General features: G+C 65.8%; 17 protein-coding genes. 8 read left to right on the top strand and 9 right to left on the bottom strand.

Annotation, left to right across the window (positions count from 1 at the left end; translation table 11 throughout):
* Positions 1-27 precede the first annotated feature (27 nt).
* From KEG38_RS15365 to KEG38_RS15355, 3 genes are all read right to left on the bottom strand, one after another.
* Complete coding sequence (locus KEG38_RS15365; RefSeq protein ID WP_272420201.1) at positions 28-831, bottom strand: carbohydrate ABC transporter permease; 804 nt, start codon at positions 829-831, stop codon at positions 28-30.
* A gap of 66 nt (positions 832-897) precedes the next feature.
* Complete coding sequence (locus KEG38_RS15360; protein ID WP_272420200.1) at positions 898-3,288, bottom strand: extracellular solute-binding protein; 2,391 nt, start codon at positions 3,286-3,288, stop codon at positions 898-900.
* An 80-nt stretch (positions 3,289-3,368) separates the two neighbouring features.
* Entirely contained in the window at positions 3,369-4,373 is a 1,005-nt protein-coding gene (locus KEG38_RS15355; protein WP_272420199.1) for a fibro-slime domain-containing protein, read from the bottom strand.
* Positions 4,374-4,627: 254 nt separating this feature from the next.
* On the opposite strand from KEG38_RS15355, the gene KEG38_RS15350 reads away from it, so the two are divergent.
* Positions 4,628-5,671 carry a fibro-slime domain-containing protein gene (locus KEG38_RS15350; RefSeq protein WP_272420198.1) on the top strand — a complete coding sequence of 348 codons (1,044 nt, stop codon included), beginning with the start codon at positions 4,628-4,630 and terminating at the stop codon, positions 5,669-5,671.
* Between the two features lie 87 nt (positions 5,672-5,758).
* Here KEG38_RS15350 and KEG38_RS15345 read toward each other — a convergent pair whose 3' ends face one another.
* Positions 5,759-6,238: a cellulose binding domain-containing protein gene (locus KEG38_RS15345; protein ID WP_272420197.1), complete on the bottom strand. Its 480-nt coding sequence runs from the start codon at positions 6,236-6,238 to the stop codon at positions 5,759-5,761.
* Between KEG38_RS15345 and KEG38_RS15340 the strand changes: the two genes are divergently transcribed.
* Positions 6,237-6,494, top strand: a complete 258-nt coding sequence (locus KEG38_RS15340) for a hypothetical protein (protein ID WP_272420196.1) — start codon at positions 6,237-6,239, stop codon at positions 6,492-6,494. The genes KEG38_RS15345 and KEG38_RS15340 overlap by 2 nt on opposite strands.
* A gap of 288 nt (positions 6,495-6,782) precedes the next feature.
* Here the strand turns inward: KEG38_RS15340 and KEG38_RS15335 are convergent, their stop codons facing one another.
* A complete protein-coding gene (locus KEG38_RS15335; RefSeq protein ID WP_272420195.1) occupies positions 6,783-7,880 on the bottom strand; it encodes an ATP-binding protein in 1,098 nt (365 codons plus the stop codon).
* Between the two features lie 172 nt (positions 7,881-8,052).
* Here KEG38_RS15335 and KEG38_RS15330 point away from each other — a divergent pair, with 172 nt between their 5' ends.
* The 5 genes from KEG38_RS15330 (at position 8,053) to KEG38_RS15310 (ending at position 13,961) form a co-directional block, all read left to right on the top strand.
* On the top strand, positions 8,053-9,213 hold the full coding sequence (locus tag KEG38_RS15330; protein ID WP_272420194.1) for a CapA family protein: 1,161 nt from the start codon (positions 8,053-8,055) through the stop codon (positions 9,211-9,213).
* Positions 9,214-9,306: 93 nt separating this feature from the next.
* Positions 9,307-10,548, top strand: coding sequence for a hypothetical protein (locus KEG38_RS15325; protein WP_272420193.1), 1,242 nt, complete (start codon positions 9,307-9,309; stop codon positions 10,546-10,548).
* A gap of 112 nt (positions 10,549-10,660) precedes the next feature.
* The gene (locus tag KEG38_RS15320) at positions 10,661-12,391 is read left to right on the top strand and encodes a hypothetical protein (RefSeq protein WP_272420192.1); all 1,731 of its coding nucleotides are present in this window, start codon (positions 10,661-10,663) and stop codon (positions 12,389-12,391) included.
* A 57-nt stretch (positions 12,392-12,448) separates the two neighbouring features.
* Entirely contained in the window at positions 12,449-13,186 is a 738-nt protein-coding gene (locus KEG38_RS15315) for a hypothetical protein (protein ID WP_272420191.1), read from the top strand.
* A gap of 85 nt (positions 13,187-13,271) precedes the next feature.
* Positions 13,272-13,961 (top strand): hypothetical protein, encoded by a 690-nt coding sequence (locus tag KEG38_RS15310; protein ID WP_272420190.1) that lies wholly within the window; start codon positions 13,272-13,274, stop codon positions 13,959-13,961.
* Between the two features lie 35 nt (positions 13,962-13,996).
* On the opposite strand, the gene KEG38_RS15305 is transcribed toward KEG38_RS15310, so the two are convergent.
* Both KEG38_RS15305 and KEG38_RS15300 read right to left on the bottom strand, forming a co-directional pair.
* Positions 13,997-15,091 carry a radical SAM protein gene (locus KEG38_RS15305; protein ID WP_272420189.1) on the bottom strand — a complete coding sequence of 365 codons (1,095 nt, stop codon included), beginning with the start codon at positions 15,089-15,091 and terminating at the stop codon, positions 13,997-13,999.
* 217 nt (positions 15,092-15,308) lie between these two features.
* Positions 15,309-15,560 (bottom strand): hypothetical protein, encoded by a 252-nt coding sequence (locus KEG38_RS15300; RefSeq protein WP_272420188.1) that lies wholly within the window; start codon positions 15,558-15,560, stop codon positions 15,309-15,311.
* A 184-nt stretch (positions 15,561-15,744) separates the two neighbouring features.
* Between KEG38_RS15300 and KEG38_RS15295 the strand changes: the two genes are divergently transcribed.
* Positions 15,745-17,667: a hypothetical protein gene (locus KEG38_RS15295; RefSeq protein WP_272420187.1), complete on the top strand. Its 1,923-nt coding sequence runs from the start codon at positions 15,745-15,747 to the stop codon at positions 17,665-17,667.
* Between the two features lie 57 nt (positions 17,668-17,724).
* Here the strand turns inward: KEG38_RS15295 and KEG38_RS15290 are convergent, their stop codons facing one another.
* Positions 17,725-18,816 carry a hypothetical protein gene (locus KEG38_RS15290; RefSeq protein WP_272420186.1) on the bottom strand — a complete coding sequence of 364 codons (1,092 nt, stop codon included), beginning with the start codon at positions 18,814-18,816 and terminating at the stop codon, positions 17,725-17,727.
* Between the two features lie 100 nt (positions 18,817-18,916).
* Positions 18,917-20,041, bottom strand: coding sequence for a vWA domain-containing protein (locus KEG38_RS15285; RefSeq protein ID WP_272420185.1), 1,125 nt, complete (start codon positions 20,039-20,041; stop codon positions 18,917-18,919).
* Positions 20,042-20,044 lie beyond the last annotated feature (3 nt).

Raw genomic sequence — 20,044 nt, 5'->3', positions numbered from 1 at the left:
GGCTCCTGTGACCACGTCGTCGCCCGCTCAACCTTCGAAGTTCTGCGTCGAGCTCATGCCCTGAAAGAGGGCCCGCTGGACGATGAAGAAGAGGACGACGATCGGCAGGGTGGTCATGACCGACGCGGCCATCAAGTAGTGCCACTGGGTGCCGCCTTCCTGGCTCTGGTACGCCTGAAGTCCGAGCGTCAGCGTGAACGTGCTCTGGTCGGTGAGGAACAGGAGGGGGCCGAGGAGGTCGTTCCACGAGTACATGAGCTGAAAAAACGCGACGACCACGAGCGGCGCCTTGGAGAGCGGCAGGTACATCTGCCAGAAGATTCGAAACTCCGAGGCGCCGTCGAGCGTCATGGCCTCCGGCAGGCTCTTCGGAATGCGCATGAAGAACTGCCGCAAGAGAAAGATGCTGAAGGCGCTGCCGAAAAAGGTGGGCACCCAGAGCGGCTTCAGGCTGCCAATCCAGCCGAGCGTCCGGTAGACGCTATAGAGCGGTACCATGACGACCGGGAACGGCACCATCATCGTCGCCAGCGTCAGGCCGAAGAGCAGGTTTCGCCCCGGCCATTCCAATCGCGTGAAACTGAACGCCACGAGCGCGCTCGACAGCGTCGTTCCGATCGTCGCGAGCGCGCAGACGAACACCGTGTTCAGCGCGTAACGGAGGAACGGGATGTACGCGATGGTCGACGCGTAGTTCCCGATCTCGATCGGGCGCGGGAGCCACACGGGCTCGGGCGTCAGCGTTTGCTCGATGGGCTTCAGCGAAGTGGAGAGCATCCACAAGACGGGAAAGACGAACACGAGCGAGCCGACGATGAGGAAGAGATGCACGATGGCTCTCGACCACGGTCTTCGGCGAAACGTGCTGCTGAAGGGGGAGTCTGCGGCGGCCATGAATCACGCCCCTCCGTAGTGGACCCGGGTATGCCCGAGGCGGTGTGCGAGCGCGGTGAGTCCGAGCACGACCAGAAATAGGATCCACGCCATGGCGCAGGCGTACCCCATGCGCAGGAAGTAAAACGCGTTCTCGTGCAGGCGCTGCGTATAAAACAGCGTCGCCCGCGCGGGGCCGCCGGCCGTCATGATGTAGGGCGTCGCGAACACCTGCAGGGCGCCGATGATGCCCATGATCGCGTTGAAGTAGATGACGGGAGAGATCATGGGGATCGTGACGTGGCGGATCTTTTGCCAGAAGCTCGCGCCGTCGATGTCGGCGGCTTCGTAGATCGATCTCGGTACGTCCTGCATCGCGGCGAGCAGCGTCAAGACCGTTTGTCCCACGGTCCACGTGCTCACCAGGATCAGCGATGGCAGCGCGAAACGCCGCTCGGCGAGCCACGATGTCTTCGGGAAGAGCCCGAAGCTTGCCTGGTGCAAGAAATGGTTGATGACGCCATACTCGCCGTTCAGCATCCAGATCCAGATGGTCGCCCCCGCGACGACCGGGACGAGCGTGGGCAAAAAGATGAGCGTGCGGTAGATGCTCGAGCCCCGCAGCTTGGCGTCGAGCAGCAGCGCGAAGAAGAGCGCCACGGTGAGCCCGAGCGGGAGCGCGATCGCCACGTAAATCAGCGTGTTCTGGAGCGCGATCCAGAATACCTCGTCCTGGAAGAGATCGACGAAGTTCTGAAGCCCGATCCACCTCGGCGGCGATAGGACCGAGTAATCGCAGAAGCTATACACGATGGACGACGCCACCGGATAGGCGAGGAACACGAGGAGCCCGATGCCCCAAGGGGAAAAGAACGCGAGCCCCTTGCCGAGCGACGCGTTCGAGCGCACCGGCTTCTCGACGCCGCTCATCTTGGCGAGCCTGTTCCGCTCGCGCCAAGCCGCCCCCACGATTCCCGCCCCAAAGAGCCCGATCAGGAGAAAGGGAAGCACGGAAAGCCATCGCGACGGCGCGGCCTCCTGCCGATGGCGATGGCGGTCCCACGATTTCTGGACGACCTGCTTGACGTCGCCGAGCGCCTGCTCGGCCGTCGCCTCCCCGAGCCAGAGCCGCTGCGAGGCATTCCGAATCTCGAGGGTATACTCGTTCCAGACGCTGATCCGTGGCTGAGGCGTCGCCCCCGGGCTCGCGGCGAGGTCCTGCAGGCTCTTGATGAAGGGGTTTTGGTGCTCGCGGTAAAACGACGGGCTCACGCTGCGGAGCGGCGAGAGCTTCCGCTGTCCCAGGCAAAGCTTTTCCATGGGACCTTGCTGCGTGAGGTATTTGAGGAACGTGAAGGCCTCGTTCGGGTGCTTGGCGCCGCTCGGGATCACCAGCATGTCGGCGTCGGCGATGGCGACGGGCGGGCCGCCCTCTTTTTCGGAGGGGAAAGCCGCGGCGCCCCAGCGCATCCCGGGGCTGAATTTTTGGATGAAGTTTCCCATCCAGATCCCCTGGAGCACCATGCCGAGCTTGCCGCTCAGGAACGGGTTCTGCGCCGAGGCGAAGTTACCGAACGAGCTCGTGAAATTCTGAAGCTGCCCGGGGTCGTGGCGCTTTCCGTAGCTCTGAAACCAGGAGAATGCCCGCACGTTCTCCGGCGAATCAATCGTGATGTTCGCGCCGCCGTCCCAGAGCCGCGCGCCGAACCAGAAGCCCCAGCCATAAGGCCACCAGTTCGTGTCGGTCGGCATGAATCCGAGCTGCTCAATCTTGCCGCCCTTGACGACGGTGAGCTTCTCCGCGAACGCGTCGAGCTCCGCGATGGTGCGCGGCGGGCGATCCGGATCGAGCCCCGCTTTCGCGAAGAGATCCTTGTTCCAGTACAGGCTCACCACGTTTGGCACGGATACGACGGCCCAGACGTGGTCCCGATAGACGCCCATGTCCCAGTACACCGGAAGGAAGCTCTCGCGGCTCATGTGCGTGCCGCGCATGAGCTCGTCGAGCGGGACGAGCGCATTCTTTTCGGCGAAATCGGCGATGTCGGCCGCGAGCAGCCCCGCGATGTCCGGCGGGTCGCCGCCCGCCGTCGCGATCAGCGTCTTGTGCTGGTACTGGGAGACCGATTGATAATCGACCCAGACCCTGGTTTGCGAGCGATGGAAGTCGTCGATGACGGACTCCATCGCTTCTTTCTCCATGCCCGTCCATTTCTCCCAGTAGCTCACCCGCACACGCCCCTCGGGCGACGGCGAAGGCAGCTCCTCTGCGCGTGCGGCAGGAGAGATCAGCACGGAGAGCGCAATGGCGAGGAGGGAGAGGAGGGAGGCAAAGGCTCGCCCGAGCCGAGCGCCGCTCGACCGGGGGGCTCGACCGAAGGGAGCCGCCAGGCGAACCGACCAGGAGCGGCGCATGGCGCGGCACTTTAGCCACGCAGAGGCGGACAAGACAATCGAAAACTGGGTTAAACGAGCGTATTTACCGGCGGACCCGGTCACTTCGGGACGTCGCTCGGCAGGATGCCACACGCCCGGAAATCGAGGCTCGTCTCGATGCGGAAGTTCGAGCCGCCGGGGTTTCTCTCCGCCTGGAAGAGATCGAGCTTGTAGACGTTGCCCACCGTGATCCCGAGCTCGGCCGCGCGCGCGTCGAGGTTCACGTTGCCCTCGAGCGGACCGTGGATGCCTCCGATGTCCACCGCGAGCTTGTCGTTGATGAAGACGAACACGTCGTCGTCGCCGCGGAAATTGAAGATTTCGCCACCTTTGTACTCGAAGGCGGTGTGCAGCTCGATCGTGAACAGGAAGTTGTGGGGGCCGACGTCGTTGCCGCCGATCTGCACGTCGCCCGGCGAGGTGTTCCACTTGTCGAGCGGGAAGAAGCTGTTCGAGTCGAACAGGAAGTACCCCTCCTTGTTCGGATCGGGTTCGAGCCACAGATCGATCACGAAAGGTACGTTCACGCCGTCGATGTTCCTGTACCAATCATCGAAGGCTTCGATCACGTCGAGCGGCGTGCGCGACGGGTTCACGTCCGGCTTGCGGTCGGCGGGGAGGAGCGGGAGGACATGCCCCATGTAGAGGCCGGGCGCGGTCCACGACGCCGGCTTCTCCTGGCCGAAGTCGATGTGCGCCTGCGTGAAGTCGCGCGCGATGGCGCGCAGCACGTTGGCGCAGACGTTGTCGCTCGGCTCGTTGAAATCCTCGAGCAGCCCGAGGATCTTCCATCCGCCGTACGTCGTCTCGGCGGTGAAGCCGGGAGGCAAGGTCTCGTCGATCTTCGGCGGTGGTTTGTCAGGACCGCCGCCGCCGCCGCTCCCTCCGCTGCCGACGAGGATGAGACCACCCTCGCCGCCCGAGCCTCCGCTCGATGCGCCGCTGCTGCCGCTGCCGCTGCCACCGCCTCCACTGCCGCCGGGTCCGGCGGAGGTGGCGCTGCAAGCGATCGAGCCGAAAATCGCAACACCCAAAGAGGCGAAGAGGAGGGGTCGTCGAAGCATGGTTCGAACGATAAAGAAAGCCGGGTGGGAGCACAGTACAGTGTGCATTTTTACCGCTGCATTCGTACGTCGGCGCCGCATTGCGTCATCATTGCGCGAGGGCTCGGCGCGAAAAAAGTCCATATGGGTGGATTCTCGTCGCCACGTCGGTAAAACCGATCCATTGACTACGAATTTGATGGATCGCGGTCGCCATCCTGTGTTGTTAGGCTAGGCGAACAGTCCACTCGATTGGGGGCCATGCCATGGATCGGATGAAGCGTATGCTGCCCGTGCGGATACTCGTCTATGCGTGGCTTTTGTCGTGCGCCGCGTGTAGCGCATCGTCCGGCGGCGGTGGCAGCGGCAACAGCACGGGCGGCGGCGGCAGCGGCAACGGCGGCGCTGGAAGTGGCGGCAGCGGCGGGACTGGAGGCGATATTTCCGTCGGCGTGGGGGGATTCAACATTCCCGATGCCGGAGCGGATGACGCCGGCGGCATCATCGAGACGCTCCCCGCGGGCTTTCTCGCGACGGAGGTGGGGGGCTACAAGCTCGGGGCGCCGACCAGCGAGGGGTCGGGCAACGACGCAGGAGCCCCGGGCGGCAACGAGGAGTGCGGGAATGTCCTGGTGGCCGTCGTTCGTGACTTCAAAGGCAGGAGCGAGGCGGGCGGGCACCCCGATTTCGAGGGCCCTTTGTACGGCAACGACATCACGAAGGGCCTCGTGGAGCCGATCCTCGGCGCCGACGAGAAGCCCGTCTACGCCTCGAAGTGCGAGGAAGGGAACGCAGCCCCGCCGCCGACGTGTCCTTTCGGACCCGAGACGACGACGAAGGCAAACTTCGATCTGTGGTATCGCGACACGACGAACGTGAACAAGCCCTATCTGCTCCAGCTCTGGCTCGCTCCACAGCCGGGAGGGCTCTTCACGTTCCAGAGCTTGTCGTTTTTTCCGCTCGACGAGGCGGGCTGGGGCAACTCGGGCGTCGACAAGGCCGGCGTCATCCGCAACTTCAGCTTCACCACGGAGCTGCACACGCGGTTTCAATACAATGGCGGCGAGACCTTCCTGTTCGAGGGGGACGACGATGTGTGGGTCTTCATCAACGGCCACCTCGCCGTCGATCTGGGCGGGCTTCACCCGAAAGGATCGACCTCGGTCGTCCTCGACGCGTCCGCCGAGCAGCTCGGCATCATGAAAGGCAACGTCTATCCGCTCGACCTGTTTCACGCGGAGCGACACACGCCCGAGTCGACGTTCCGTATCGACACGAACCTCTCGTTCGTGGATTGCGGGCCGGAAGTCCCCAAGTAAACGCCGCGTGGCCCGACCACGGATACCTCTTCTCCGTCGATCGTCCGGAGAAGAGGTATCCGTGGAATGGGGCTTGGAGAGCGTTCGTCAGGGCTCGATGCCCCACACCACCGATTGTCCCTGGTACATCAGAACCACGTTTTTCCACTCCGTCTGCGCCGAGGCCGCGGCGTTGAACGAATAGTCCCCTGGCTGATCGAACGACTGCGACATGAAGTTCTGAACGGTCCAGGAAAACTGCACGCGGTAGCCGGGAGCCAGCATGTTGTTACCGCCGCTGAAGCTGAACTCCACGTAGGTGTCGGCAGACGGCGCGGGCATGGCCATCGGCATCACGTTGACGCCGATGTTTCCTGTGGGGAATCCCGTGCTCGGGCCGGCCACGGCACCGACATTGGCCCAGTTGATGGCCTTGATGAGCGTCGCAGCGACTTCATTGGTCATGTAATAACGAAGCGTCAGATCATCGAGGTTCACCGGGTCGCTGCCGTTGTTGACGATCCAGAACTGGGAACCGATGGCCGAGGTCGCGGTGGCGCTGATCTCCACTTTGTACTGGACCACCATGCCCGTCGGGTCACCGCCAGCACCGCCCGCGCCGCCGCCTCCGCCAGCGCCCCCGCTACCCCCCGTGCCCGACGACGCGGACGAGCTCGATGATGCAGAGGAGCTCGATGATGCAGAGGAGCTCGATGATGCAGAGGAGCTCGATGATGCAGAGGAGCTCGACGACGCGGACGAGCTCGACGAATTCGACGCCCCTCCCGGACCGGCACCTCCCATGCCACCGGAGCCGGTTCCGGCTCCAGCACCGGTGTTCTGATCGGGGTCGCCGGTGAGCCCCTCGGCACAGCTCGCGAGAAGGAGCGCCGACATCAGCAGGAGCGTGACGCATTGCATGCTCGATCTCGTCCGGGAAGAGCAGAGGACGTGAAAGGCACGGCTCGTGCGAGAGTTCATGACACCTCCCTATGGCATAACGAGATCGGCACTATCACGTTGCTCCGACGAAACAAATCGGAAACACGGTTAGAAATGGCCATTTACTGCGCGGCAGCATCGCGCCGGGCCGCGGCGTCCTCGGTGGGGCTACCAGAGCGAGGTGCTTTCCTCAGCGAGCGTGCTCTCCGTCGATCAGGCGAATACAATGTCGACGCAGCTCCACGTTATTCTCGAGTTCGACCACGAAAGCATGGCGCACCACCCCGGAAACGGCCTTCGCGACCGCCGGCGTCATGAGCCTGCTCCTCGTGGGGGCGCCGAAGGTCGGGTCGCGGAGCCGCACACAGACGACGGCATGGAGACCTCGAGAGACGATTCCGCGTAGCTGCTTCAGCGGTCGCTTGTGCACGCGCGACCCCTCGACGTCCCGGAGTCCAAGAGCCAAGCCGGTCATGAGACCTTGCACGTGCGTTCCGCCATCCGTCGTACGTTCAATGTTGGCGTAGCTATCAATGGAAGACGAAGCCCATGGCCCGTCCCGCCAATCCATGGCTGCCTCGACCAAGATCTCACCGACGCGTTCCTCGACGGTCAAGGTGCCGAGGTGCGTGCCCGGACGGCGCGTCCTCTCCAGGAACGCGCGAAGGCCGCGTGGCTCGTGAAACTCATGTTTGCGCCGGTCTGCGAAGGCGAGCCTCAGGGAAGGGACGAAGTATGCGAGCTCTTGCAACCGGGCGGTGATGGTGCCGGCGTTGCACCAGGGCTTCGGGAAAATCGCAGGATCGGGAAGGAAGGTGATCGTCGTCCCGCTTTGATGGGTCGATTCGACAGCTTCGAGGGGGCCACACGGTACGCCACGTTCGTAGCGTTGCCTGTAATGAGTTCCTTCACGAAAAATCTCCAGTTCGAGCCACGAGGACAAGGCGTTGACCGCGATCATCCCGACGCCCCGGAGGCCAACGTGTTCGTGGGGTGCGTGCCCGTCGAACGTCGGCGTTTGATGCCACGAGGTGAGGGCTTTCTGGACGAAGGGAACTCCGTCGAGCTCGTGCGTCGGAATCCCGCGACCGTCGTCCTGGACGGTGACCGAGCCGTCCTCGTTGAGCGAGATCGAGACCGCCCGACAGGTACCGCAGACGTGCTCGTCGAGCGCATTCGCGAGCAACTCCCAGATCATGTGCGTCAAGCCGCTGCCGTCGTAGACATCTCCGATGAACATGCCCGGTCTTTTACGGATCTTGTCGATGTCGATCGTGGGGTGATTCATGGGAAAGGCTCGCTCCGCGCCTCACCAAGCAGAATGGGAGGAAAGCGCTGTCTTCTCGCTCCGCAAGCTTACCGTGGGACGGCCGCCGTGCGCTACTCGAAGCGCCGAGCGTCGGGCGCTCGTGCAGCGGCCCTGTCGTGCGCTGCGGCGCACGCTGGACAGCAGGAGCGGGATGCACCAAGCGGCGCCGTGGATGGATCTGCGCGGGCGAAGCCATTCTCTGCCGGGCGAGCTCCTCACATTGTTCGTGTGTGGAGACGTCATGACCGGGCGAGGGATCGATCAGGTGCTGCCACACCCGAGCGAGCCGACCCTTTACGAGCCGTACGTACGGGATGCCAGGTCCTACATCACGATGGCGGAGGAAACGAACGGCCCGATCCAGCGGCCCGTCGCGTTCTCGTCTATCTGGGGAGACGCCCTCTCCGAGCTCGAGCGGGTGGCCCCCGCGGCGCGGATCATCAATTTGGAGACCAGCGTCACGCGAAGCGACACGTATTGGGAAGGCAAGGGCATCAATTACCGGATGCACCCGGAAAACACCCCTTGCCTCGCCGCTGCCGGGATCGACGTCTGCGTCCTCGCGAACAACCACGTGCTCGACTTCGGTACCGCGGGGCTCCTCGAAACCCTGACGACGCTGGAGCAGGCGGGGCTGAAGATCGCCGGCGCGGGGAAAAACCTGAGCGAGGCGCGCGCGCCCGCGGTCCTCCCGCTCGGCGGAGACAGAAGGCTCCTCGTGCTCGCCTTCGGGACGGAGTCGAGCGGCATTCCCGCGAGCTGGGCCGCGACGGGCGATTCTCCCGGTGTCGATCGGCTCGCCGACCTGTCGAAGGCGACCGCGCTCGAGATCGAGGACCGGGTTCGTCGCGTCAAACGGACAGGGGACGTCGTCGTCGCGTCCATCCATTGGGGGAGCAACTGGGGGTACGACGTTCCGGAGGAGCACGTCCGCTTTGCGCGTGCGCTCATCGAGGGAGGAATCGACCTCGTCCACGGGCACTCGTCGCACCACGTGCGGCCTATCGAGGTCTACAGGAACAAGCTCATCCTTTACGGTTGCGGCGATTTCCTCAACGACTACGAGGGAATCGCGGGCCACGTGTCCTTCCGGGGGGATCTCGCCCTGATGTATTTTCCCGTCGTGAATCCACGGACGGGCGAGCTCGCGAGCCTTCGGATGACGCCGATGCAGATTCGAGGTTTCAGCTTGCATCGCGTCGGCCGGAGCGCGGCGCTGTGGCTGCGGGATACCCTCCATCGGATCAGCCGGGGCTTCGGCGCGCAGGTGGACCTCGACGAGGGCGGAGACCTCGTCCTCCGCTGGAGGTGAGATTTAATCGGCTTTAAGGTGCGTGGCCGACGCCGTGCGGCCACCCTCGTCGTGCCTGCTCGATCGGGGCGGGCGAAACGGAGGAGAGACATCATGTTCGAGATCGTGAGCGCCCGGAGGCGCGCAATCGCGGCAGGCGCGCTCGTGGCCGCGCTCGCGGCGTGCGGGAGCGAGGTCGACATCGAGACGACGGGCGCCGGCGGTGGGAGCAGCGCGTCCAGCGCCTCGAGTGGAGACACGAGCGTGTCGTCGTCCACCGGTGGCAGCGGCGGCGGCGGCGGCAGCGGCGGCCTCCCCGCGCCCACCTGCGCGCAGGGCGAGGCTGCGATTGTCGCGGCCATGGGCTACGCAACCAGCCTGGTCGCCTTCGATCACGAGGGCACGTGGACCAAGAACGCATATGTGATTGGGACCGCGAATGCGCTCACGACGTACGTGGATGTCTATGATCATCTCGGCGTGTTCTGGATCGAGGGGAGCGATGAGACCGCGCAGAGCCGTTTCGCGTCGACCTCCGATGGTAAGAGCTTCGACCTCCACGATGTCCACGGCTGGTTCCCGCAGCCGTGGAACCCGCCCGTCACGGTAGGACGCTCCTTGCTCCTCGGCCGTGGCGTCGGAGGATCGATCCTCGCCTATTTCGATCCGGACGCGTTCGACTGGCATCCCTATCCCGACCCGGCGCCGTTCGATCTGACCGCGGCTGTCATCAGGGAAGGGTCGGGCACCGTTCTCGGTGTCGGTGTGGGCCCCCAGGGCGAGCTCTGCGACACGGAGATCTTCTGGGCGGACGGCGGAAGCTGGACGGATATGCATTGCCGCGACGACATCGAGGTTTTCCAGGCCGAGGTTCCCGTCGCGCCCCCGCGCGCCGTCGCGTTGCCAAACGGTGACGTGGTCGTCGTGTACTACGAGAGCTATGCCAGGATCGCGGCGACGAGGCTCCACGAGGGTGTCTGGTCGGCCCCGGAGAGCATCACCTTGGCGGACCAGAGCCTCGATCTCGCCCTCACCGCGACCCCCGCGGGCGACGTGATCGTCGGCATGGCCGCGACGACGGGCGTTGTCTACGCGCTGCGCTACGTGCCCGGCGTGGGCTGGGGCGAGCCTCTCCCGATCGACCCGGCAGCCAACCCCCATTCGGCGATCAGCGCGGCTCCAGGCATCTGCGGCGACGACGCGCTGATCGCCTACGGCGCCGGTGGGATCGACGGCGAGATTCGCGTCGCCCGCGTGCGCGGCGGAGCTGCCGAGGCGACCACGGTCGCGTGGTTCACGGAGGAGATCCCGAGTCAAATCAGCATCACCACGCGGCGACCGAGTATCTCGCCCTGAATCCTCGAACCGCAAGGCGGTAGGCCGCTCGCTCCCCCATTGACGCCGCCGAGAAGGTCGCGTACGGGTATCCCCCGCCGGCATCGTGGTTTGCCGAGCGGAAATCGCGCCCATGTCACTTCGAGATCGGTTCTTTTCTCCATCGGATGTCGTGGCGGACCTTCAATGGGTCCGGACGAACCTCCTCGATCCCGCGGCTCCCGAAGACATGCGCTCGCACGGGCGCGTGACCAGCATCGAGCTCATGCGACGCTGGTCGGGCAGCGGGCGGCGACCAGCCCGCGACGGCATTTTCTGCCAGCGGATCTTCGGGCCCGTGAGCTCGTTCCGCTGCGCGTGTGGTGCGCTGTGCGGGGAGGAGCACGCCGGCGGGTCATGCAAGGAGTGCGGGGTCCTCTGCTCGACGTCCGCGTTGCGCGAGTGTCGATACGGCCATGTCCTCGTCGCGGGCGTCGTGCATCCCGCGGTCGTGCCCATCGTGGCCGACGCGCTGGGTTTGTCGGCGGATCAGGTTCGCGCGATCGCGCGCTGCGAAGCATGGTTCGACGGCGACACCGTTCGCCCCGCCGAAGAAATGGACACGCACGAGAACGCCGACGCGACGGGCCCGGCCGCGCTGGAGGCAGCATTGATCCGCAAAGGAGCCGACCCGGCGCTCGTGGCGGTGGCGGTCACGCGCGCCATCCCGCTGCCGCCGCCAGGGATGCGCCCTTTCTTCGGTGATCTCGGTCCGGCCATGGTCGACCCGTGGATAGGCCCGCTCAACGAGGCATGGCGCTCCCTCGTGCTCGCGGCGCAGAGCCAGCTAAAGCTCGTCGAGCTCTCGCCGCCGCCGATTGTCCTGATGAACCAGCAGCACACGGTCCAGGAACTCTTCGAGGTCGTCGTGCAAGCGACCGTTTCGCCACCAGCGGCGACGCGCCCGTGGCCCGAGCCAGAGCCGATTTCGTCGCCCGTGCTTCTCATGGGCGCGCCCAGCCGTTTGCCGGAGGACGTAGGGACCGAGGTCGTGGGCCTCTTCTTCGTCGACGACGAGCGGCTGTTCGTGCAGCGGCCCCACGGATCGTGGCTCGTCACCACCGGCGGCGACGTGCTCGCGCACGTTCCCTCGTGCGGTCGAATCGCCACCAGCATCCACGGCTCGCGCTTGCGCATGGCGGAGTGGATTCGAAACGAGTGGGATTGGTTCGAACAGGACGAGTATTGGGACGCCAAATCGGGCCGCGCGAGCGTGGCCGTGCTCGACCTCGACACGAAAGAATATCTCGATACCTATCCCGCGGACATGCCGCTGCGCTTGCTCGAGCACGCCGAGCCCGAGGACCTCGTGGTCGGTCATGTCGCGGAGGACGTGTCACAGCCCGCACGCCCGCGGCCTGCGCCCCTTCGCTGGGGCTGGGATCGGCCCGCGGTTCTGGCCACCACGCGCGACGGCCGTTACGCCTGGGTCGGCGAGGAGGACGATACGGCCGTCCTGGATCTAGACACGGGAATCCCGCAGCTCGACCCCGTCATGCAGTCCTGGGTCGACGCGGAAGATCCCGTGGTGCGCATGTCCCCCGAGGCTCCCGACGTGCGCGATGGAGGCGATGGCGAAGAGACGGCGACGGCGCTCGGCTCGACCCCGCAGAATCGATTTCGCTTCCTTCATGGCACCGGAGTCGTCAGCGACGGTGAGAAGCTGTGGTTCCGGATCGACACGATGATCCTCGCGGCCGCGTTCAGTCCTGCCGCCGATCGGATCGCCATCGCCACGGACGAGGAGATCGTTATCATCTCCGTGAGCCACGAGCCTGCCATCATCGGCCGATTCGCCGCACCCGACGCGGCGCGCCAAACGTGACGGGCGCCGGGTGAAAGGCGCAGATCTTCCGCGCGCCGCGCGCGTATCATGGAACCGATGCGTCCTGCCCTGCTCCTCCTCGCCCTCGCCCTCGCGCCCGCGTGCACCCGCCCCCTCGACGAGCCCATCACGCCGGTCGACAACGGCAAAGATGCGCGGACGCCGCCGGCTCCGGCGAACGCTTCCGCTGCACCTGCCCCCTCCACTGAGCTCGATCCCCGGTTCGTCCCGGTCATCGCTGCCGCGTATCGCGATTACAAGGCCTGGGGGCGCGTCGACGACGAGCTGCGCTGGGCGCCCTGGCTCTGCCGTATGCCGGAGCCCGGCCGCGCGCGCATGAGTGGCGCGGAGGACGGCGACCACGCGCGCAAGCTCTATTCGGTGTTCGTCAAGGAGCAGAAGACCTATCCGCTCACCCAGGCCGCCGCGCCCGAGCCCCAGCCGGTGGGGCAGATCCTCGTCAAGGAGAGCTATTACCCCGAGCTCGTGGACAAGGCGAATCCCCCGGAAGATCTCGCCCACCTCCAGGAAAAAACCATGAAGGAGGACCATTTCAATCCGTATGCGCGGGTCGGCGATCGGGTTTACCGGGCCTCACGCCTCGCCGGGGCTTATGTCGTGCTCAAGGTCGCGCCCGGAACGCCGGGCACGGATGCGGGGTGGGTTTATGGAACGGTGACGCCCGCGGGAGAGGTGACGTCCGCGGGGCGCGTCGCGTCGTGCATGGGCTGCCATGTGAGCGCTCGATATGAGCGTGTGTTCGGTCTGGATCCCGCGAAAAACGGTAACGATTGAACATTCCATTGGAATCGTCCCGCACGCCCGCAATGCCGATCCTTTCCGCTTGACAGGGGATGGCACCCGGCATAGCCCCTTTCCCATGAAATCTAGGGTGCTCGCGACAATCGCGCTGGTCTTGTTCGGGACCGGCTGCGGGGCGCTTTTGGGGGGCAACGCCCGCTCCCCGGATCCGGACATGGCGAAAGTCATGCTCGCCGAGTTCGAAGCGGCCATGGGCGTCGACGCGCCGGTGGATCTGAAGACCGATGCCGACGTGAAGTCGCGCGTCGAGGCGAGGAAGAAGCTCTGGGCGTGCGGTGGCGACGTCCCTGTGGGTGAGGCGCACGCCTGGAAGACGTTCGCCCGCGATTATCCCGAGGCGAAGCTCACCACCTCGAAGGGCGAGCTTTCGGCCGCCGAGATGCGGGCGCAGTGCGAGACGCGGTTCATCGAATTCGAATTGGCGACCGTCACCGCTTGTGGCGTTCGACAGGTCTCAGTCGAGAGCCGCGCGACGCCGGCAGGCTGGACCGACCCGACGATCTCGTCGCCCAAGCGCGGGTGGTATTTCACGCCGTGCACCGAGGCGCCCGCCGCCAAGGGCCCCAAGGAAGTCGAAGCGATTCGTCCGCAGATTTTGAGCGCCTGCGGCGACGGCACCGGCAGCCTTCTCATGCCCTCGCAGTGGGGCACGTCCTCCGATGCGGACAAACGCGTCGTGATCGTGGAGTGTCGACGCGAGCGTGGTGCATTCAGCGATTGGCTTGGCGGAGACCCGTCGCTGAAGTAGGGCAACAGCTCGGGGCCACCGAAGCGCTTCATGTCTCAAAAAGAAGCGTGAAGGCCATGCGTGCCCAAGCTCTCGGCCACTTCCGCCGTCGTGCTGTGATCGCCGAGCGAGAACTGCGGTGTCGTATCGGCGCCTGAATAACCACCCGGCGCCACGCTCACGCCCGCGCTCATGGTCGTGATGCAAAGCGACGCGAGATGCATGCGCATGGCATGGGGCTCGCGGGTCGACAGGATCAAGCCCGCGCGCGGGAGGAAGAGGCGCGTCGCCAGAAACATCTGTACGTAGACGGGATCGGGCAGGAGGGGAACGTCCTCGAAGCCGGCCGCCGGGCGCAGGCGTGGGAGCGAGATGGAGAGCCTCGCGCCTGGATGTGTTTGCAGCAAGGAATGGGCGTGCATGCCGGCGAAGAATGTATCGGTCCGGGGATCCGAGAGGCCGAGCAGCGCCCCGGTGCTCAGCTCGAGAAGGCCCGCGCGTGCAGCCCGGTCGAGGCAATTGAGCCGATAATCGTACTTGCGTTTCATCCCGCGAAGGTGGACCTCCCGGTAGCGCCGGCGGTCGTACGTCTCCTGATAACAGACGATGCCGGTGGCCCCCGCGGCGCGCAGGCCTTCGTAATCGCTCTCGCTCAGCGGATACACCTCGAGCTTCAGCGAAGGGAACATCCCCGCGAGCGCCCGGCACGCGTCTGCCAGATACGCGACCGGCGTTGCCACGTAATCCTCGCCGGTGAGGAGCAGGAGCCGCCGGAATCCACGCTGATGCAGGATGCGCCCCTCCTCCTCCGCCTCGTCGGTCGTCAACGTCTTCCGCGTGATATCGTTCTTATATGCAAACCCGCAATACGTGCACGTCGTCTTGCAGGTATTCGAGAGGTAGAGGGGCGCGAACATCTCGATGCCGGGGCCAAACACCTCGCGCGTCAGCGTGCGCGCCCGGGTTTCGAGGTCGGGCAAGCGTCGCAGTGCCGGGGCCGAGAGCAGGGCCAGAAAGTCCTCGGGGCCTCGGTCCCCGGGCGCCACGTCGAGCGCGCGTTCCACGTCCGCATCCGTGAAGCCATCCGTGCTCGAAAGGCGGCGCGATACGTCGTCGAAATCGTATCGCTCCAGGGTCGTATGGAAGCTCATTGCCATCCTCCATCGGGAGAAGCCAGCTCGTAAGCGAACCACGTCCAAGTTAGCAGGAGCTCTCGCGGACGGCGCGCAGGCGGCAGCAGCTCGACTTGGGGCCGTCGGAGCGCGGGCTCGTGCGCATCGTCGCCCGGGGGCGGCGGTGTCTTCGGCGCTGGGGAGGTGGCTGGGAGGAGGCGGGTGTGGACGGAGAGGAGGGGGACTACCCGGACCGTCAGGCCTGGGCCGCCTCGACCGCCTCGGCGAGAACGTCCTCGTTGACGACGCTCATCATCTGCCGGGCGATGTCGTTGACCACGCGCTGCACACGTTCAGCGAGCGCCTTTGGCGCCGCTGCGAGGGCCGCGTTCAGCTCGCTGAGGCCCGCGTCGAGCAGGAGCGCGGCTTCCTCTTGCGACGTCGCCTCCTTCAAAAGCTTCGCGGCTTTGCTGGCTCGGGCGAGGTGAAGGGAGGCCTTGGTGCTCATTCAGGCCGTGCAACTTGTGACCGGAACCGGCCGTGTCAAGGCCCGGCCGCTCGTGGGCGGTCCGTGCGCGCGCGGGGGAGGGGAGATCGCAAGGGGCCCCCGGGCGCCGCCATTTCCACGCCTATGTCGGCTCCCAGACACGGCGCTTGGCGCCGCGCGTTCGTTCGTGTAACCCCCTCCTGCCGTGGCCTCGTCGTTGCTCCTCTGCGTGCTCCTCTCGTTTGCCGCGTTCGCGGCGCTCGGCATCGCGCTTCGCGCGGAACCCGAAGGCCGCGCCGAGCTCGGCCTGCTCGCCTCCACGGTGTTTTTCGGATTGATCATCGCCCCCGTCTTCGCGCTCGGGTACACGAACCGATTGACGCCCGGCGCGCTCGCGCTGCTTTCCTTCGTCGTGTCGGGAGCGACCTTCGCGGCCTCTCTTCGCGGTCGCGTGCCGCGCGTTTTCGTGCGTGAAATCGCGCGTGCCGGCAGCTCGCTCGCGCGGCTGCCCTGGGACGCGCTCGTGCTCGCATGGCGCGCGCAAAGCTCCGTGGTCCTGGGCCTGCTCGCCTCCGCATTCGCCATCGTCGGATCCGCGTGGATCACGTACCTCGCACCCTCCGAGTCGTGGGACGGCTTTTTTTATCACGAGCCGATGATCGGGTTTGCCCTCCAGAACCACGGCTTCCAGATGGTCGACCTGCCGCGGACCCTGGTCGTTCAAGCCACGAATGGATACCCCCGCGGCGCCGAGGCGTTCGCGCTTTTCTTCGTTGCTTTTACCGGAAAAACCTTCATCGAGATCGGCAACACCCTGGCAGCGCCAGCCCTCGCCCTGGGCGTCTTCCTGCTCGCGCGCCGATTCGCCCCCGATCCCGTCCCTTGCATGGGCTGGGCCGCGGTCCTTCTGCTGATGCCCGCCACGACGAGCCAGCTCCGGACGTCGATGATCGATGTCGTCGTTGGGGCTTTTTTGCTCGCCGCTCTCCATTTCGCGACCCGGGCGGAGGCGCGCATGCGCGACGCCGTCATCACCGCCGGCTGCCTCGCGCTCGTGTTCGCCTCGAAGAGCGCCTCGCTCTTCTGGGCGCCGCCCATGGCCCTCGTCGCCGGCGTGAATCTCCTGCGCCGCCACGCGAAGGCGCGTCCACGCGCGACGGCGCTCGTCCTCGTTTCGAGCTTGGTCTCGTTCACGGGCATCGCTGCGCTCACGTTCGGCCGTAACTGGCTCGCCTTCGGCAATCCGCTCTGGCCGGTCGATCACGCCATCTCGCGGCTCGGCATTCATTTCCGCGGCGTCGGGACCCTCGCGCAGCTCAGCCCGGAGCCGCCGCTCGCGACGATTGCGCGCATCAAGTATCACCACCCCACGGGCGGCGTCGCGGACATCATCGCGCGTGATTATGGTTATGCCGTCCCCTGGGTCGTCGTCCCGCTCGCCTCGATCGCGGCGCTCGTCGCGGCGTTCACCGCCGTTCGCGGGCGTTTGTCGAAGAAGCCCGACGCCAGCGCCGAGCGCGTGCTCGTCCTCGTGGCCCTCGGCGCCGTTTTCCTCCGTCTCACCCCGAACCTCAACATTGCCCGTTTCAACGTCCACATCGTCGCGCTCGCCGTCGCGTGTATCGTGTGGCTCGCAGCGCGCGCCTCGAAGTCCGCGCGCCTGCACGAAGCCGCTGTCGCCTCGGCGCTCGTCCTCTCGCTCGTCCCGTGGGCCTGGTACGTGTGGTTCTTCGGCCTCGAGCCCATGCCCGGCAAGCTGTCGGCGCTGGTGAGCATGTCGCCTGCCGAGCGCGCGAGCGCATACTCGGGCGGGTACCATCTGCCGCCGGATGTCGCGCAAAAACGCGAGCGCGAGCTCGGTCCGGGCAGCCTCGTCGTGTTCACCGACGACTCCGCTTTTCTCGGCGCGTTATGGAACGACGCGATGTCGAACCACCTGAAATACCTGCGCTGGGAGGGGCGTGATGCTTTCCTGACGCGGCTCGTGGAGCTCCGCCCCACGTGGGTCGTGGTCGGCGCGAAGAGCCAGGCGAGGGCGGCGATCGAATCCCAAAAGGAAGAATGGGAATTCGTCGGAATGGGTGTTCGTCAGGACAATACGGTGGTGTTTCGGCGGCGGGAGAGATGAGCGCGGCGGAGGGTCAGGGGCGCGGGGGCGTGTGGCCCTCGGCGCCCCGATTCGCCATCACGGGCAGGCCGACCCAACCTCGTTCGCCGGCCCGACGTCGCCGAGCTGCGCCTCGTACATCTCGAACCCGAGGCCCATGGAAATGCCGTCGCACGTCTTTTCCGGATCCTGCGTGCCGTCGGCCATGATGTCCGACGCCTGGCGGACCTGGGTCACGAGGTTATCGAACAGCGGATTGCCGCACAAGCCGAGCAGATCGCCGACCTTCTTGATTTCCGCCACGAACTCCTCGGTGTTGAGCACACCGCCGATCATGCCTTCCGTCGCGCTCTTCCGATCGTCGGCGAGCTTCATGGTCATGTGCGCCGAATACAAGGTCAGCTTGATCGACGTGCTCTTGTCCGCCGTGCGCACCGGGACCGAGAGGACGACCGTCACGCCCTTGCCCGAGTCGAACATCGAGCCCGTCACCGAGCTCTTCTCGAAGAGGATCGTCGAGGACAGGGGATCCATGGGATCGCTGAGGAGCCCGGGCTCGACCGGCCACTTGTCCGTCCCGTCGAACTTGGGCGCCCCGCCGAGCGTCGTCCCGCCGAAGAGCTTGCTCAGGAGCACGGGGGCGTCACCCGTCGCAGGCATGCATTCCGACTTCACCAGCGCGGTGAAGTTGCCGTTCTGGATGCCCGTGTTGACGTCATTCACCCAGTTCGGATAGAGGAGGAGGATCGTGGGCAGGAGGTTTTTCCCGAACGAGTTATCGATGCCCTGATCGCCGTCGGGATATGCCGTCTGCGCCGAGCCGCCCGCGTTCGGCTTGCACACGTCGGTCGAATTCCCGGTCGACTCCTTGTCGTCGAGGTTGAATCCGAACGACTTCCACTCCCCGCTGTTGCCCTCGCCGAAGAAGAGCTCTTTGACGGCGAACACCGGGCCCTCGTGCGTCGGGCAGACCGCCCCTCCGCCGGCGCCGCCGCCGCCGCTGCTCGAGGAGCTCATGGAGGAGGAGCTCCCGCCCATCCCGCCGGTGCCGCCGGAGCCGCCAGTGCCGTCGGGGCGCACGTTATCCCCCTCGCTACCACAACCCACGGCCAGGGTGGCCACGGTGGTCACGAGCGCGAGGGCCAAAGAGACGCGATGATTTCCAAGCATATCGTCCTACACTTCTTGGGTTAAGGTTAAGGCTTACCTCGAGAACGACCGGCGCTGACTTCGCGCCCTCGAACAACGACGCGAGAAGGGCGAGTTTACTTCAATTGAGGATCGAGTTGCAGCCGAAGAGTACGTTGACCTTCGCGCTGCTGTCGGCCTGCACCGTAGTGCAGGACGCAGGGCAGAGGATGATCTTCGTGGGGCCGGCGTTGCTGTCGTAGTACCAGCCGGGCAGGTCTTTGCAGTCGGCGAGATCGTCGGCGCGGGGCAAGAGCTTCGGCATGCCCACGCCTTTCGGCATATAGGTGAAGTTCACCTGGTTCGGTTCGATCTCCATGCCGTTCGGCGCTTCCGGGATCTCGAAATCGCACCCGAGCGCCACCTGGCGAATCTCGGCCATCTTCGCGGCGAACTCGCTGATGTCCTGCGTGATGTCGTAGGCCGCCGTCGTCCCACCCGCCGCCGCGATCTTGTTGAGGGTCGTGAGCTGCGAGCCGGCCACGCCGATGACATACGTGCGAACACCGTTGTAGTCGAGCGCGCTCTCGGCCAGGTCCGCGATGTCGTCGACCGTCTTCGGCTCGCATCCGAGGGGCTCGCCGTCAGTCGCGAGAACGACGACGACCTTGTGCGTCTTGTGCGTGTCCTGGTAGGCGGCCGCCGCCGAGAGCGCCCCCTTGAGCGCGCCGTAGGTGGGGGTACCAATCCCCGTCGCGTCGGCCGGCATCGAGTTCGTCAAGGGAAACGCATTCGTCGGCAGCGCGTCGATGGGCACGTCGAGGAGCGCGTAGTGTGTGGGGTTGCAGTCGTACGGCTCCTGGGTCGGGAAGTAGACCAGGCCGGCGCCGATGCCGAGCGATGCCGGATCGTTGAAGAACGTCGTCAGGGCCGATTTCGTGCCGTTCCACTTCGCGCCCGACATGCTGCCCGATTGGTCGATCAGGAAGATGATGTCGAGCGGGATGCGGCGGGCTTCCGCGCTGGTGGAGACGCAGGCGCCGCCCTGGCCGCCCGCGCCCCCCGCGTCGAAGTCGATTCCTCCGACGCCACCCGTGCCGCCCCCTCCGAGGCCTCCCGCGCCGCCCTCGCCGGAGGACGAGCTCGAGCTGCTCGCCGTGGTGTCTCCGGAGGCATTGCCCGTGGCGCAGCCCCCCCACGCGGCGGCGAGGCTGGCCAGGGTGAGTGACATGATAACAAGCCGATGGGTCCTTGTCGTGCGGCTCATGGG

It is taken from the genome of Polyangium jinanense (assembly GCF_028435265.1).
Taxonomy (GTDB): Bacteria; Myxococcota_A; Polyangia; order Polyangiales; family Polyangiaceae; genus Polyangium; species Polyangium jinanense.
Note: the sequence above shows the minus strand (reverse complement) of the source record. Positions and strands in the feature narration are given on the sequence as shown.